General features: G+C 59.1%; 10 protein-coding genes. All 10 read left to right on the plus strand.

What is annotated here, in order from left to right; all coding sequences use genetic code 11:
- Positions 1-358 precede the first annotated feature (358 nt).
- The 10 genes from L6762_RS06230 to L6762_RS06275 all read left to right on the plus strand — a co-directional run bounded on the left by L6762_RS06230 (position 359) and on the right by L6762_RS06275 (position 14,875).
- On the plus strand, positions 359-1,345 hold the full coding sequence (locus L6762_RS06230; RefSeq protein WP_237186083.1) for an ABC transporter permease: 987 nt from the start codon (positions 359-361) through the stop codon (positions 1,343-1,345).
- On the plus strand, positions 1,342-2,316 hold the full coding sequence (locus tag L6762_RS06235) for an ABC transporter permease (protein WP_237186084.1): 975 nt from the start codon (positions 1,342-1,344) through the stop codon (positions 2,314-2,316). Before L6762_RS06230 ends, L6762_RS06235 begins: the two co-directional genes overlap by 4 nt.
- Entirely contained in the window at positions 2,317-4,392 is a 2,076-nt protein-coding gene (locus L6762_RS06240) for an ABC transporter ATP-binding protein (protein WP_237186085.1), read from the plus strand.
- A gap of 75 nt (positions 4,393-4,467) precedes the next feature.
- Positions 4,468-6,183, plus strand: coding sequence for an ABC transporter family substrate-binding protein (locus L6762_RS06245; protein WP_237186086.1), 1,716 nt, complete (start codon positions 4,468-4,470; stop codon positions 6,181-6,183).
- A gap of 339 nt (positions 6,184-6,522) precedes the next feature.
- Positions 6,523-8,238 (plus strand): ABC transporter family substrate-binding protein, encoded by a 1,716-nt coding sequence (locus tag L6762_RS06250; RefSeq protein WP_237186087.1) that lies wholly within the window; start codon positions 6,523-6,525, stop codon positions 8,236-8,238.
- A 216-nt stretch (positions 8,239-8,454) separates the two neighbouring features.
- Complete coding sequence (ffh, locus tag L6762_RS06255; protein WP_237186088.1) at positions 8,455-10,029, plus strand: signal recognition particle protein; 1,575 nt, start codon at positions 8,455-8,457, stop codon at positions 10,027-10,029.
- A gap of 175 nt (positions 10,030-10,204) precedes the next feature.
- Positions 10,205-10,699 carry an NUDIX domain-containing protein gene (locus tag L6762_RS06260; RefSeq protein ID WP_237186089.1) on the plus strand — a complete coding sequence of 165 codons (495 nt, stop codon included), beginning with the start codon at positions 10,205-10,207 and terminating at the stop codon, positions 10,697-10,699.
- A gap of 70 nt (positions 10,700-10,769) precedes the next feature.
- Complete coding sequence (locus L6762_RS06265) at positions 10,770-12,701, plus strand: hypothetical protein (protein ID WP_237186090.1); 1,932 nt, start codon at positions 10,770-10,772, stop codon at positions 12,699-12,701.
- Positions 12,702-12,764: 63 nt separating this feature from the next.
- A complete protein-coding gene (locus L6762_RS06270) occupies positions 12,765-14,156 on the plus strand; it encodes a sensor histidine kinase (protein ID WP_237186091.1) in 1,392 nt (463 codons plus the stop codon).
- Positions 14,153-14,875: a response regulator transcription factor gene (locus tag L6762_RS06275; protein WP_237186092.1), complete on the plus strand. Its 723-nt coding sequence runs from the start codon at positions 14,153-14,155 to the stop codon at positions 14,873-14,875. The genes L6762_RS06270 and L6762_RS06275 overlap by 4 nt, the downstream gene beginning before the upstream one ends.
- The last annotated feature ends 70 nt before the right edge of the window (positions 14,876-14,945 follow it).

Consider the following 14,945-nt stretch of genomic DNA (forward strand, 5'->3'; position numbering starts at 1 on the left):
GCTCCGGCGACCGGTCAGTAGCGGTCATTCAACAATCGTGAACTGACATGTGAGAAAAGCCGGGGTAAATGTTTAATGTTTTTAAAGTTTTGAAGCTGTAGAAACTGCAGAATCAGGTTTAAGCGGGGGAGTGGTGAAGGCTGCGCCCGTGTATTCTCGGGCTTTTTAATGCGTGGATTATTTCGGCTACGTTTCGCCGACTCTTTGCTGCGGACGAGCGGTGTGTTGCCCAACTTGATGTGACGGGTGCGACTAAATATACTCAACTCAACACGTCAGTATATGTTGGGCATCACAAGCCTGGCAGTATCTGTAAAGGCTCACACACAATGTTCGTTACCCAGAAAGAGTTCGCCTCATGATTAAGTATCTGCTGAGGCGAGCAGCTACCTACGCCGTCATGATCTTCTTAACGACGACCGGTGGCTACTTCCTCGCCGTTACCTCACTGAACCCCGCCCTGCTCGAACAGGAACGCATTCCCCGCCCCTCACCGGAGCAGGTTCAGCGCAACTTCGCTGCCCTGAACCTCGATCCCACCATGAGTGCCTGGGACCGCTACGTCCAGTGGCTGACCAACGTTGTTCTGCACTGGGACTGGGGCCGCAGCCCCAACGGCGCCTACATCAACGCTGAATTCGGTCAGCGCGTGTGGGTATCAACCCGCCTCTACCTGGTGGCCGTGATTCTCTCCCTCATCATCGGTGTAGCCCTGGGCGTTTACTCAGCAGCTCGTCAGTACAAGTTCTCTGACCGTGTGATTACCGGCTACTCCTACCTGGTCTACATCCTGCCCGCCCCCATTGCCTACTTCCTGGTCCAGCTGGGAGCTGTAGCTATCAACAGTGCAGCGGGGGAGCGTATCTTCTTCGTAACCGGTATTTCCTCGCCAGGCCTCACCCCGGGTAGCTTCGAATACTGGGTAGACTTGGCAGCCCACTACATCGTGCCGACCTTCTGTATCACGATTATGAGCTGGGGCGGCTACCAGATTTCCCAGCGCCAGTACCTGCTCGACAGCGTCAACGCCGACTTTGTGCGCACCGCTCGCGCTAAGGGCCTCACCCGCAACCAGGCCATCCGCCGTCACGCCCTGCGAGTCTCCTTCATCCCGGTAGCCCAGTCCATCGCCTTTACCGTTCCCTCCATCTTCACCGGCGGCTTCTTCGCCGAGGCCATCTTCGCCTGGCCCGGTATTGGTCTCTGGTCAATCCAGGCAATCGGCGCCCAGGACGTCAACGCGGCAGTAGCAACCCTGGCCTACGGCTCCTTCATCTTCGCAGTTGGCGCCATCATCGCTGATATCGCCACCACCATCGTCGATCCCCGAGTGAGGATCTCATGAGCAATTCACCTTCCATCGACCACAACAACCTCACCGGTATTATCACGAGGGTCGATCAGACTAACGCTGACTTCGACATCATCAGCAAGAAGAAGATTATCTTCCGCCGCTTTATGCGTAACAAGACCGCGGTCTTTGGCCTGGTCGTCCTGCTGCTGGTGATAGCTTTCGGTCTCTTTGGCGGCTTCCTCTCCAAGTGGGACACCACCACCATCGACCCCTTCTATATCTCCACCGGCCCCAGCGCCGAGCACTGGTTCGGCACTACCAGCGCAGGTACCGACCTCTACGCCCAGATGGTTGAAGCTGTCCGTACCTCGGTCTTCATCGGTCTGATCGTGGGCGGTGTCTCCGTCATCTTTGCAGCTATTTACGGCTGCGTCATGGCCTACTTCGGCGGCAAGATCGACAAGACCATGCTGTTCGTCCTTGAGACCCTGATTATGGCGCCCAGCCTGCTGGTTGTAGCGATTGTCATCAACGGTGCTGGCGGCCAGGCCATCCGCGATAACCTGCCCGGCTGGCTCATCCTGACCATCGTGCTCCTAATCTTCAGCTGGATGTACACCGCCCGTGTGATTCGAGCTATGGCCATGTCGCTCATCTCCCGTGACTACGTCAAAGCCGCCCGCTACATGGGTGTGCACCCCCTCAAGATTGTCTGGCGTCACCTGGTTCCCAACATCGGCTCCCTGATGGTGCTTGAATTCACCCGCGGTATCACCGCTGCAATTCTGGCTGAGGTGTCTTACACCTTCATCGGTATTGGCGTGAAATACCCCAACTTCTCATTGGGGTCACTCATCGCCCAGGCTTCAAGCCAGATCAACACCCTGCCCTGGATGTTCTGGATTCCGCTGCTGTTCTTCTTCCTGCTGGTTGGCCCCCTGGCCCTGATGAACGACGGCTTGCGCGACGCCTTCGATCCCACCTCCCTGTCCGTTGGCAAAGTTAAGAAAAAGAAGAAGTAAATGAGCACTACACCAGTACTGAGCGTCCGAGACCTCAACGTAAAGTTCAATACCGAAAACGGTATTGTGCACGCGGTGCGCGGCATTGACTTCGACCTGTACGCGGGCAAGACGCTGGGCATCGTGGGTGAATCCGGCTCGGGTAAGTCGGTTGCCTCTATGGCGATTATGGGCCTGCACCCCACCACCGCAGACATCACCGGTTCCATCAAGTACAACGGCACCGAACTGCTGGGTCTGACCGATAAGCAGATGTGCGACTACCGTGGCAAAGAGATTTCCATGGTCTTCCAGGATCCGCTGTCATCACTCACCCCGGTATTCACCATCGGCCACCAGCTGGCTGAGGTACTCAAGGCCCACAACAAGGGTATGAGTGATAAGGCTATTCAGGCTCGCTCCGTGGAGCTCTTGCGTCTGGTAGGCATTCCCTCACCCGAGAGCCGTCTCAAGTCCTTCCCCCACGAGTTCTCGGGCGGCATGCGTCAGCGCGTCATGATTGCTATGGCCATTGCGAACGAGCCGCGCGTACTGATTGCCGACGAACCCACCACCGCGCTGGATGTCACCATCCAGGCTCAGGTGCTTGAGGTGATGCAGAAGGCCCAGGAAGAGACCGGAGCGGCTACCATCATGATTACCCACGACCTGGGAATCGTGGCCGGTATGGCCGATGAAATCATGGTCATGTACGCGGGCAAGGCTGTAGAGCATGCCGCTGCCACCGACCTCTACAAGAAGCCCTCCATGCCCTACACCATCGGCCTGCTGGGCGCTGTGCCCCGCGTGGACCGCAAGGAAAAGACCTCCCTGGTGCCGATTGAGGGAACCCCGCCCAACCTGCTCAAGCCCGTGGTGGGCTGCTCCTTCGCAGCCCGCTGCCCGGTGGCTACGGACGCCTGCCTCACCCAGGAGCCGGAGCTCAAGCTGATTGCCGGTACCGGCGAGAACCACCGCTCAGCCTGCCTGTACGCAGAGAAGTTCGTCAACGAACGTCCTGAGCAGATGTTCCCCGTTCCCCCCATCCCCGTCTCTGCCCTCGATAGCGTACCTCGCGAGGAGCGCTCCAGCGTGCTTGAGGTAAAGAACGTCAAGAAGTTCTTCCCCCTCACCAAGGGCGCCCTCATCAAGCGCCGTGTGGGCACCGTCAAGGCCGTCAACGGCGTCAGCTTCGATATCCGCGAAGGCGAGTGCTTCTCCATCGTGGGCGAGTCAGGCTGTGGCAAAACCACCACCCTGCTCGAAATCATGGAGTTCTCCAAGGACATTGACGGCGAAATCGTCATCGCCGGTGTCTCCAACAAGCAGGGCCTGCGCGGCTCCGAACTCAACGCCCTGCGCAAGAACCAGCAGATGGTCTTCCAAGACCCAACGGGTGCACTCGACCCCCGCTTCACCGTCTACGAAATCCTGGCTGAGCCCCTACAAAACCAGGGCTGGGCCGTCAAAGACATCAAGAAGCGCGTGCTTGAACTGATGAAGACCGTCGGCCTGCAACCCGACCACGTCAACCGCTTCCCCAACCAGTTCTCTGGCGGCCAGCGCCAGCGTATCGGCATCGCCCGTGCGCTCGCTGTCAACCCCAAGCTGGTGGCTCTCGACGAGCCGGTCTCTGCTCTTGACGTTTCTGTTCAGGCAGGCGTCATTAACCTGCTGGAGAAGCTGCGTGTCGAGCTGGGGCTGAGCTACCTGATGGTGGCACACGATTTGGCTGTGGTGCGTCATGCCTCTGACCGTGTGGCCGTTATGTACCTGGGCCGGGTGGTTGAGATTGGAAATGTGGACGAGGTCTTTGATAACCCCGTGCACCCCTACACCCGGGCTCTGCTCTCTGCCATCCCTGTGCCCGACCCCGAGGTAGAGGCCAACCGCCAGCGCATTGTGCTCGAAGGCGACCTGCCCACCCCAGTGAATGCACCGGAGGGCTGTGCTTTTGCAACTCGTTGCCCCATCTTCAAGCTTCTTCCTGAAGATAAGCAGAAGAACTGCACCGAGAATGTGCCTGTTCTAAGCCGGGCGAGCGAGGACCACCAGTACGCCTGTCATTATCCTGAACACGAAGTTGCTATGAGCTAAATTACATGTATAGTATGTAATCGAAATCACTTCAAACCCACCTTTGCCCGTGCTCTTTACAAAGGAGAAGAGAGAATGAACAAGAATGTAGTTCTGAACCGCCGTACCCTGCTTTGGGGTACCGGTATTCTGGGAACCACCGGCCTGCTAACTGCTTGCGGTGGCTCAGGCTCCAACACCACCAGCGCCGCAACCGCCAGCATGGCAGCAGCTGGTGATGAAATTAAGGTCGAAATCAACGAGCAGGACGTCGCCAACCTCCAGACCGGTGGCGTCGTCAACCTGCCCGTTAGCTCCCTGGGCCCTGATTTCAACATCTCCTCCCAGAACGGTAACTCAGCAAATAACAGCTTCGTTCTCTCCACCTTCCACACTTCGATGACCAGCGGTATCTGGCAGTCAGACTTCGACGGTACCCCCAGCATCAACCCTGACTTCTGTGAGTCCTACGAGTCTGAAACCGTTGATGGCGTGCAGACCATCCGCGTCAAGCTTAACTCCAAGGCTAAGTTCAACGATGGCACCCCCATTGATATTGAGTCCCTGCGCACCTCATGGAACGTCTTCAAGTCCACCGAGGGCGACTACAACATTGTTACCTCGGGCATGTACGAGTTCATCGAGTCCATTGAAGAAGATGGCGACGCCTTCTCTGCTGTTGTGACGATGAAGCAGCCCTACTACCCAGCAGATAACCTCTTTGGTACCCTGCTACACCCTGCCATGGCAGACCCGGCAGTCTTCAACGAGGGCTGGACCGACAACCCCAACCCCGACTACGGCGTAGGCCCCTTCAAGCTGGAAGAATGGAACTCAGCAGAAAAGCGCCTTTCCGTTGTTCCCAACGAAAACTGGTGGGGTACTAAGCCCATCCTGGACCGCATCACCTTCCGCCAGATGGAAGCTGCCGCAGCCCGCGCAGCCTTCCGCAACGGCGAAATTGATGCAGTGGGTGCTCGTACCCTAGCGGCCTACAAGGACGTTGAGGGAACCCCCGATGCTGAGCCCCGTCGCGCTCTGCGCCTCTTCTCCGGCGGTTTGAACCTCAACCCCGCCCGTATCCAGGACGCCGCCCTGCGCCGCGCAATCTTTGCAGGCACCGACCGTAAGGCCCTCTCAGATATCCGTTTCCAGGGCCTGAATTGGACCGAAGAGACCCCGGGCTCCATGCTTCTGTTGCCCATCTCTGAGTACTACCAGGACAACTTCCCCGCCGATCGTGGCGTTGAGGCTGCCCAGAAGATTCTGGAAGATGCCGGTTACACCAAGAACGGCGACTACTACGCTAAGGACGGCGCTAACGCTAGCTTCCGCGTGACCAACTTCGGTGACGACCCTGGCTCAGCTGCCCTGGCTCAGACCATGGTTGAACAGATGAAGACCATCGGCATTGAGTGCTCCATCGACCAGCAGCCCGACGCTAACTTCGCCTCGGTGGTTGGTAACAAGGAATACGACATGACCTTCTCAGGCTTCACTGTTGGCTCCGATGCAACCTCAGTAACCCGTCAGTTCTACCACTCATCTAACCTCGATGGTGCCGCAGGCTCTGAGGAAATCGATGCCATGATCGCCGAGATGGAAAAGATTGAGGACGACGCTGAGCGTAACGCAAAGTGCAACGAGATCGAAAAGAAGTTCATGGCCGAGTTTGCAACCCTCGGTACTGTCTTCAACGGTCCCGATATCCACTACTGCAAGACCAAGCTGGCTAACTACGGTGCCGCTATGTTTGGTGGCCACTCTGCCAACCCCCATCTCTGGGCCCGCCTTGGCTGGATGAAGGACTAAGCTCCTCGAGTCTAGAAATCTCCTAGGGTAAACCCTGACTTGCCCCATCACCTAATGCAGGTGGTGGGGCAAGTTGTTTGTTTAATCTGGGGCGTTATCTCCGCATGCTGTCAGGCCTGTAGGTTGGTGGCCGGGGGAGGAGCTCTGAAGATGTTGAAAACATCAGAAAAATTTAGAGAAGCTAATCTATTTCTGATAAAAATACTCAGCACTTACGGGGCCATTATGTGAAATACGGGTTTAAAAAGAGTTACAGTGGCATGAATTACCTGCAAGGGTAGTCTCAATCACACAAAAGGTGTGGCGAACATTAAGTTCTGCTTATCTAAGGATGGCATCATGACTGCACGTATTAACCTCAACCGCAGGTCCTTTTTCATTGTCTCGGGCGTCGCCGGTATGACCGGACTGCTCGCAGCCTGTGGCGGCAACAGCAATACCTCAAGCGCCGAAACCGGCTCAGCCCTCACCAGCGGAGACGACATCTCAAAGCTCGTGGCTATCAACGAACATGATCGCGCAGACCTGCAGACCGGCGGCGTCCTTAACCTTGCCGTAGCCACCCTGGGCCCCAACTTCAACGTCGCAACCCAAACCGGCTACACCACCAGCAATCTCAACGTCATGGCGGCCGTCAACACCGCCACCGTCAGCGGCCTGTGGAAAACCAACGCCCTGGGCGAGTACAGCATCAACACCGACTACTGCACCGCCTACGAAGCCAGTGAAGTTGACGGCGTGCAGACCATCTCCATCAAGCTCAACCCCCAGGCAAAGTTCAACGACGGTACCCCCGTAGACGTCAAGGCCCTGCAGGTTACCCACAAGACCCTCACCGAAGAGGGCTACAACATCGTTGATCCCGGCGTTTATGCCCACATCGCCTCTATCGAAGAAGACGGAGACGCTTACTCGGTCAAGATCACCATGACCGAACCCTATTACCCTATCGAGGGCCTCTTCGGCACCGGCCTGGTCCACCCCGCCATGGAAGACCCCGCAATCTTCAACGACGGCCTGCTCGATACCATCAACAACGACTACCTCTCTGGCCCCTACAAGGTCGATAACTGGGACTCCGCCCAGAAGGTGCTCACCGTTGTGCCCAACGAGAACTGGTGGGGCGAAAAGCCCCTGCTCGACCGCATCACCTTCCGCCAGATGGAAGCCTCAGCAGCCCGCGCAGCCTTCCGCAACGGTGAAATCGATGCGGTGACCGCTAACAGCCTGACCGCCTACAACGACATTGACGGTACCAGCGGCGCTGAGCCCCGCCGCGGTCAGAACCTCTACGCCGGTGGCCTGGTCATCAACCCTGAGCGACTCACCGATACCGCCCTGCGCCGCGCTATCTTTGCAGCCATCGACCGTCAGGCCATTGCAGCCGTCCGCTTCAACGGCCTCAACTGGACCGAAGAAGTCCCCGGTTCCATGATGCTCATGCCCTTCGCCACCGACTACCAGGACAACTACCCAACCGAAACCGGTGCAGAGGCAGCCAAGAAGATCCTGGCCGATGCGGGCTACAGCCAAAACGGTGACTACCTGGCCAACTCTTCAGGCAATGCCAAGTTTGCCATCACAACCTTCGGCGATGACCCGGTGTCATCAGCTACCGCCCAGACCATCGTGCAGCAGATGAAGGCTGCCGGTATCGAATGCACCATCGACAACCAGCCCGATGCGAACTTCTCCACCGTCATCGGTAACAAGGAATACGACGTGACCTTCTCCGGCTACGGCATCCTGGGTGAAGACGCCTCAGGTTCAGCAGAGTACTTCTACCACTCAGCCACCTACAACGGCATCGGCACCGACGAAATCGACGCAATGTGTGAGCGCCTGCGCACCATCGAGTCCATGGAAGAGCGCAACGCCCTGGCCAATGAAATCGAGAAGAAGCACATGGCAGAGGTAGCCACCATGATCCCCATCATTAACGGCCCCGAAATCTGGTTCTGCAAGACCAACCTGGCCAACTACGGCGCCTTCCTCTTCGCCCGTCCCTACGCTAACCCTGATGTCTACATCAACGTTGGTTGGGTCAAGGAATAGGCTCAACGCCTAAGTTTCCACCCTTTCGCCGGTTTTCGACGGTTTTGCCGTTGAAAACCGGCGAAAGTGTCGAAACAGGGATTCTAACTCTCAACCGCGCAAACCCGGCGGCTCCTTGCCTATATACGTTATTCTTAATAGCTGATTCTTAAATTTGTTAGCGGGCTCCTTTAAAGCCCGCGACGCCCATCCAGCCACGAAAGTAGTGCACAGCCCGTGTTTAATTCACTCTCAGACCGGTTGACAGCAACCTTCAAAAACCTGCGCGGCAAAGGCAAGCTGACTGAAGCAGATATTGACGCTACAGTTCGCGAGATTCGCCGTGCCCTGCTGGATGCCGACGTCGCCGTCCCCGTCGTCCGCGAATTTACCTCCCACATCAAGGAACGTGCCCTGGGTGCCGAGGTCTCCGAGGCCCTCAACCCCTCCCAGCAGATCGTCAAGATCGTCAACGAAGAGCTGGTCAACATTCTGGGTGGCCAGACCCGCCGTATCAACATGGCCAAGACCGGCCCCACCATCATCATGCTGGCCGGTCTGCAGGGCGCCGGTAAGACCACCCTGGCCGGTAAGCTTTCCCACTGGCTCAAGAAGCAGGGTCACACCCCCATGCTGGTGGCCTCTGACCTTCAGCGCCCCAACGCTGTTAACCAGCTCAAGGTGGTGGGTGAGCGCGCTGGCGTGCCCGTTTACGCTCCCCACCCCGGTGTCACCAGCGAATTCGACGTGCCCACCGGTGACCCCGTCCAGGTCGCCCGCGACGGTGTCGCTGAGGCCCGCGCCAAGCTGCACGATGTGGTCATCGTCGATACCGCAGGCCGCCTGGGTGTAGATGCTGAGCTCATGCAGCAGGCCCGCAATATCCGCGACGCCATTGAACCCAACGAAGTCCTCTTCGTTATCGACGCCATGATCGGTCAGGACGCCGTCAACACCGCTAACGCCTTTAACGAGGGCGTCGACTTTACCGGCGTTGTGCTCTCTAAGCTGGACGGTGACGCCCGCGGTGGTGCCGCCCTGTCTGTTGCTTCGGTAACCGGCAAGCCCATCATGTTCGCCTCAACCGGTGAAAACGTCACCGACTTTGAGCAGTTCCACCCCGACCGCATGGCCAGCCGTATTCTCGACATGGGTGACGTGCTCACCCTGATTGAGCAGGCCGAGCAGACCTGGGACAAGGCCGAAGCTGACCGCATGGCCAAGAAGTTCGTTGACCAGGAAGACTTCACCTTTGAAGACTTCCTGGCCCAGATGCAGCAGATTCGCAAGATGGGGTCCATGAAGAAGCTGCTCATGATGATGCCGGGTGCAGCCCAGATTCGTCAGCAGCTGGAGAACTTTGACGAGAAGGAAATCGACCGCGTCGAAGCGATCGTGCGCTCCATGACCCCGCACGAGCGCGTGGCTCCCAAGATTATTAACGGATCCCGCCGTGCCCGTATCGCTAAGGGTGCCGGTGTGACCGTTTCTGAGGTCAACATGCTCATGGAGCGTTTTGCCCAGGCCCAGAAGATGATGAAGAAGCTTGCTAGCGGCAACATGGCAGGTATGCCCGGTGGCATGCAGATGCCCGGTATGGCAGCTGCCGGTGGTGCTGCTCGCAAGAACAAGGGTAAGGGCAAGGGTAAGCAGAAGGCTCGTTCCGGCAACCCGGCTAAGCGAGCTCAGCAGGAGCAGGCAGCGGCAGCTAAGCAGCAGGCTGCTCTGGGGTCAGCTTTTGGCCAGCAGGCCCAGGACGTCAAGCCCGAGGATCTGAACCTGCCCAAGGGCTTTGAGAAGTTCCTCAAGTAAACCTGCTCTAGGGGCGGGGGTAAGCGGTCAGCTTCCCCCGCCCCTTTAGTCATTAAGGACGCTTGCGGCTGGGGCCAGTTCTGCTGAGAGAGTGCAAGGGCCCCTCTACCTTTCACGCTGTGGTCTGGCGCGGTACATTGGGTGTAGTAACCGCCAGCCGAGAAGGAGCAGAGCCGTGGTTGATTCTTATCTACCTGAAGAAGAGCTGAAAGCCTTTATCGCAACCCTACCTACCCGTCGTCTGGCAGCCGGAGCCCTGATTCGAAATGATGAGGGGAAGATGCTGGTGGTCAAGCCTAACTATAAGGATGGCTGGGCTATTCCCGGCGGTACCGTAGAGGCTGGCGAAGCCCCGCAGGCCGGTTGCTTCCGTGAGGTAGCTGAAGAAGTTGGTCTTGACCTAGAACCGGGCCGCCTGCTGGTGATTTTTCACGGGCTTCAGATGGGTATCTGGGGCGACTCTACCTACTACATTTATGATGCTGGCGTGCTACCTGCGACCGCGACGATTACCCTGCAGGAGGAAGAGCTTACCGGCTATGAGTGGGTTGCTCCTGAAGATTTAGATGATTATTTTGGGCCCCGTCACGCCCACCGTCTGCGACAGGCTTTCCGCGCTGTGCAGACCGGCGCCGTGTATGAGTTCTCTAGCGAAAGACCTGCCAGCTAGATTTTTCTTCCCCTGTAGCCAGGGTAGAGCTCTGCCCGTTTGATGAAGCGTCGAGAAGGATTGTAAGCATATGACTGAATCACACCGTGACCCCGCCCAGCAGGGTGCCTCCCGCGGGGAGGCTGTGGGTTCTGATGTGCTGTGGGTGCGTCTGCGCATTGATCGTGCCCAGCCCTGGGGGAGCTGGCGGGAGCTAGTGCCCGCCCTGTACAGCGGCGCGTCTGATACTCAGCAGGGGGCGGACGCCGGTGAGCAGCTTGCCCTGCCTGCTGACGTTGAGCAGCAGGTTCGGGATCAGCTAGAGAGCATTATCGGCATGATTCGGGAGCAGGCTCAGGGAGCTGACCAGAGCTATGAGTACACCGATGAAGACATCAAGAGCGTTGAGGAGCTCGCTGCCGACCCCGATAAGTTCGATGACCTGATTCAGCAGATTATGCAGGCTGAGCAGGGGAGCGAAGAGGTCCTGGCAGAGCCTGAAGAGGTTTCTACTGAGGTTACCGCAGAGGAGCTTCAGGCGCTGACCGGCGACCCCACCCCAGAGGCTCTGGCCGCGATGGAAGAGCTGAACTGGGAAATCACCCCTCAGTTGGCGGGTTATTTAGAGTCGGTGGCGACGGTGACGGCCCTTGAGACGGACGGACGCCGCGCCCAGCTCTTCGTGCTGTGCGAGCGGGTGCCGGGGCAGGCGTCCTTGCGCACCGTAGAGACCGACAGCACCGGGGTGCTGTTGCCCGGTGTGCCCCTGAACGAGTTTCTGAATCAGCTGGACGCCCTCTTCCCGGGTGCCGCTGACCTTCTGCCCCAAAAGCCGGGGGAGGACTACCACCTGGCGTCCTTCTCCCAGGGCACCGATTCTCTGAGCCTTGACCCGTACGGGGTGAGTGCTGCGCTGGTGGAACTGTCGATGGCTGATCTTGCCACCTACATGCAGCCTGAGCTCATGGCCGGTGAGGTTGAGGCGGCGCCTGCCGATAAGGGCTGGTCGCTGCTCACCGCCGACCCTTGCACCCTGGCCAACCTGCTTGAAGCTATGAACGTGCCCTCGATTGTGGCTGAGCAGACCCTCTTCGGTCAGAACCTGACCTTCGTGCTCCCGGCCGATTCCACCGGTCCCGAAACCAGTAGCGTCACCGACTGGGTTAACCAGGTCATGGGCACTCCCGACTCGGGTCTGGTGGGCACCGTGTTGACTTTCAGCTGGTCGCCCCTCACAAAAATTGGCTCTGCCCTTGAACGGGTCTCCAGCGAAGTGGGTAATCTGGTCTGGAGTCTGCCGGGCCTACTCCCAGCACCGTTCAGGGAGCTAGCCGCCCGTGACCAGCTCGAACAGCTCATCTGGCTCTACGGGCTCGATGAGCAAACCGCTAACCGCCTGACCAACTACGTGCTGGATTGCGAAAGTTCCGACGGGCTGGAATCCACTATCCACGCCCTCGAACTTCCCGAAGAATTACTGAAGGTGCTCACCGGGGCTGTGCACCTTGACGAGTTTGTGGGCTACCGAAAATTCGCCCCCGATATGAACGGGCTGGAGCGCTTCAAGGAGAGCGTCACCGCCTACCCCAACGGCACCGATACACTCAGCACCGTGAGCCGGGAAATTAGGGAACGCCCCTGGCTTATCACAGCGGACGCCACCGCCCAGCTCGGTGCCTCCGGCGCCCTGGCCCTGTGGGCAGCCCGGCGCGTGGCGCAGGGGCGTTCACCCCGCGCTGCCCTCATCGCAGCAGCCACCCTCGGGGCTACCGGCGCAGCCGAACTGGTCATCGCAAGGGTCTACCACCGCCTGCAGGCAGCCGAGAAACTGCCCACGGTCGAACACCATCGGGTGCGGCCCCTCTCACTGACTGAAGAGCTCCGGGCCCAGGCCCAGCAGCAGGCAGAAGAAACCTCCGAGCCGCAGACCCCCAAGGTCGTCCGCAACGCCCAGAAGCTCGGCCGCCAGGCAGGGCAGCTTGCCCGGCAGCAGCTGGGGCGGTTCTTCGGCGCTCGCGACTAGGAGCCCGGCTCCTTCCGCCTCGCGGGGGAGCCGCCAGCGCCCCGGTCTTGATACAGTGGGCAGGTGAACACTGCCACCCGTTTTTCCTTCTCACAGATAGACCCCGACTGGGAGCGGCCCACCCCACCGGCGGCGTCCTTACGTAAAGATGTTTTGGTGTGGGGCGTGGTGCTTGCAGCTACTCTTCTCTTGAATGCCGCCTACCATTCTGCGGGTTTTCTGGGGGACGATACCGAGCAGATTCGCTATTCCTATGGGGCAGCTGCTGCTATGACCCTGCCCTTGATTTTGCGCCGTATCTACCCGCTGAGCATGATGCTGGTAGCCACCGCCCTTTTCTTTGCTCTGAGTTATGTGTCCGAAATAGCGCCCGCCACCCTGAGCTACCAGCTCTGCTATTTCGCGGTGCTTTTTGCCGGCATAGCCTGGGGCAAAAACCGCACCTTGACCTGGATTGTCTACGCACTGGTCTGTGCTGCTGCCCTCGTCTGGATCGTGATTGCCTGGGTGGTAACCGACTCGGCCTACAGCATGGCGGGTGTTGAAGAGTATTCCGGGGGGCCTTTTAGCCAGGCAACGGCTGGCTACGTGATGGCTTTCGTCACGAACCTTTTCTACTACGGGTGCGCAGCCCTCATGGGGCGAACCGCCTGGAACCAGGCCTACCAGCGGACTGTCCTTGCTGCCCAGGCCCGGCAGCTAGAGCAGCAGGCCGAGCAGATGGCCCAGGACGCCGTCACCCGCGACCGCCTGCGTATTGCCAGGGAGCTTCACGACTCGGTGGGCCACCACGTCTCGTCCATGGGGATTCAGGCGGCAGCAGCCCGCCGGGCCCTGAGTAAGAAACCTGAACTGGCAGCAGAGCCCCTGGCCAACATTGAAAAGCTGGCTCGCTCGTCGGTCTCTGAAATGAAGAACCTGATTCGAGTCATGCGGGCAGCCGGGGAAGCGGAGCATGGCGGCGGTTCGGTGAAAGAACCCCAGGTCGCTGAAATTTTTGACCTGGTAGAGCACATGAGCTCGGTCGGCGTCCAGACCCGGCTGCAGGTAGGGGAGCAGGACCTTGCCCGGCTGACCCACCTTCACCAGGGAACCCAGCTGTCCATCTACCGTATGGCCCAAGAAGCCCTGACTAACGTGCGCAAACATTCAGCGGCCCAAAACGCGGTGCTGGCCCTGCGTACCGGCGGCAGCACCGGTGCCTACTGGGCTGAATTAGAGGTCACCGATGACGGCCCTGCCACCGGCCTAGAGCGGGGAGAAGGCCAAGAGTACATACCCGATTCCAGCCACCACGGTTACGGTCTGCAAGGCATCCGGGAACGAGCTGCCGCCTTGGGTGGTACCTGCTGGGTAGGCCGGAGGCAGGGTGCCCCCGGCTGGAAGGTGCAGGTGCGTTTCCCTATAGAGATTGACGAAACCCACGACCCCGACGCCTCTAGGAGCGCCTCATGACCCTCAAAGTACTGTTAGCTGACGACCAAGACATGGTGCGATCCGGTTTCGCCCTCATTCTCTCCTTGGAGGACGACATCGAGGTAGTCGGCCAGGCCCGCAACGGCAAAGAGGCCCTGGAACTTGCCGCAAGCGTCCGCCCCGATGTAGTGCTCATGGACGTTCAAATGCCCGTGATGGACGGAATTACCGCCACCGCCGCCTTAACCGAGCAGCTGCCGGGCACAGCCGTCCTTATCCTCACGACCTTTGACCGCGAAGACTACCTCTTCTCAGCCCTGCAAGCCGGTGCCAGCGGTTTCCTGCTCAAAACCTCAGACGCTGATGAGCTGGTTGCTGCTATCCGTAAGGTTGCCGGGGGTCTAGCTCTGCTCTCACCCGAAATGACCCTGCCGCTCATCGCCCGTTTTGTGGAGCAGACTAAGGGGCAGGACGCCGCGACCCCGGCAGGCAGCATCGGGCAGGGACAGGCTGGGGGAGTGCAGGCCACCAGCGACCTGAGCCCCGACGATGCCTTTGCTCTTGCAGCCCTGACACCGCGCGAGAAAGAGACCCTGGAACTGCTCGCCCAGGGGCTGACCAACGCGGAAATTGCAGAACAACTCTTTCTGGGAGCTGCAACCGTCAAGACGCACGTTTCTAACATCCTGGCCAAAACCCACAGCCGTGACCGGGTTGGCGCCGTGATTTTTGCCCACCGGGTAGGGCTAGCTGGCTAGCTTCGCCTGTTGTCACCCCAAAAGAACTCCCCCCGTGAAGCTCCGCCCCACGGGGGAGTTCTTCTCTGCG

Source organism: Rothia nasimurium (genome assembly GCF_928381705.1).
GTDB classification, from domain to species: Bacteria; Actinomycetota; Actinomycetes; order Actinomycetales; family Micrococcaceae; genus Rothia; species Rothia nasimurium_G.

Coding starts and splice junctions, on each gene's coding strand:
- L6762_RS06230 (WP_237186083.1), top strand. CDS start 359: ATGATTAAGTATCTGCTGAGGCGAGCAGCTACCTACGCCGTCATGATC.
- L6762_RS06235 (WP_237186084.1), top strand. CDS start 1,342: ATGAGCAATTCACCTTCCATCGACCACAACAACCTCACCGGTATTATC.
- L6762_RS06240 (WP_237186085.1), top strand. CDS start 2,317: ATGAGCACTACACCAGTACTGAGCGTCCGAGACCTCAACGTAAAGTTC.
- L6762_RS06245 (WP_237186086.1), top strand. CDS start 4,468: ATGAACAAGAATGTAGTTCTGAACCGCCGTACCCTGCTTTGGGGTACC.
- L6762_RS06250 (WP_237186087.1), top strand. CDS start 6,523: ATGACTGCACGTATTAACCTCAACCGCAGGTCCTTTTTCATTGTCTCG.
- L6762_RS06265 (WP_237186090.1), top strand. CDS start 10,770: ATGACTGAATCACACCGTGACCCCGCCCAGCAGGGTGCCTCCCGCGGG.
- L6762_RS06275 (WP_237186092.1), top strand. CDS start 14,153: ATGACCCTCAAAGTACTGTTAGCTGACGACCAAGACATGGTGCGATCC.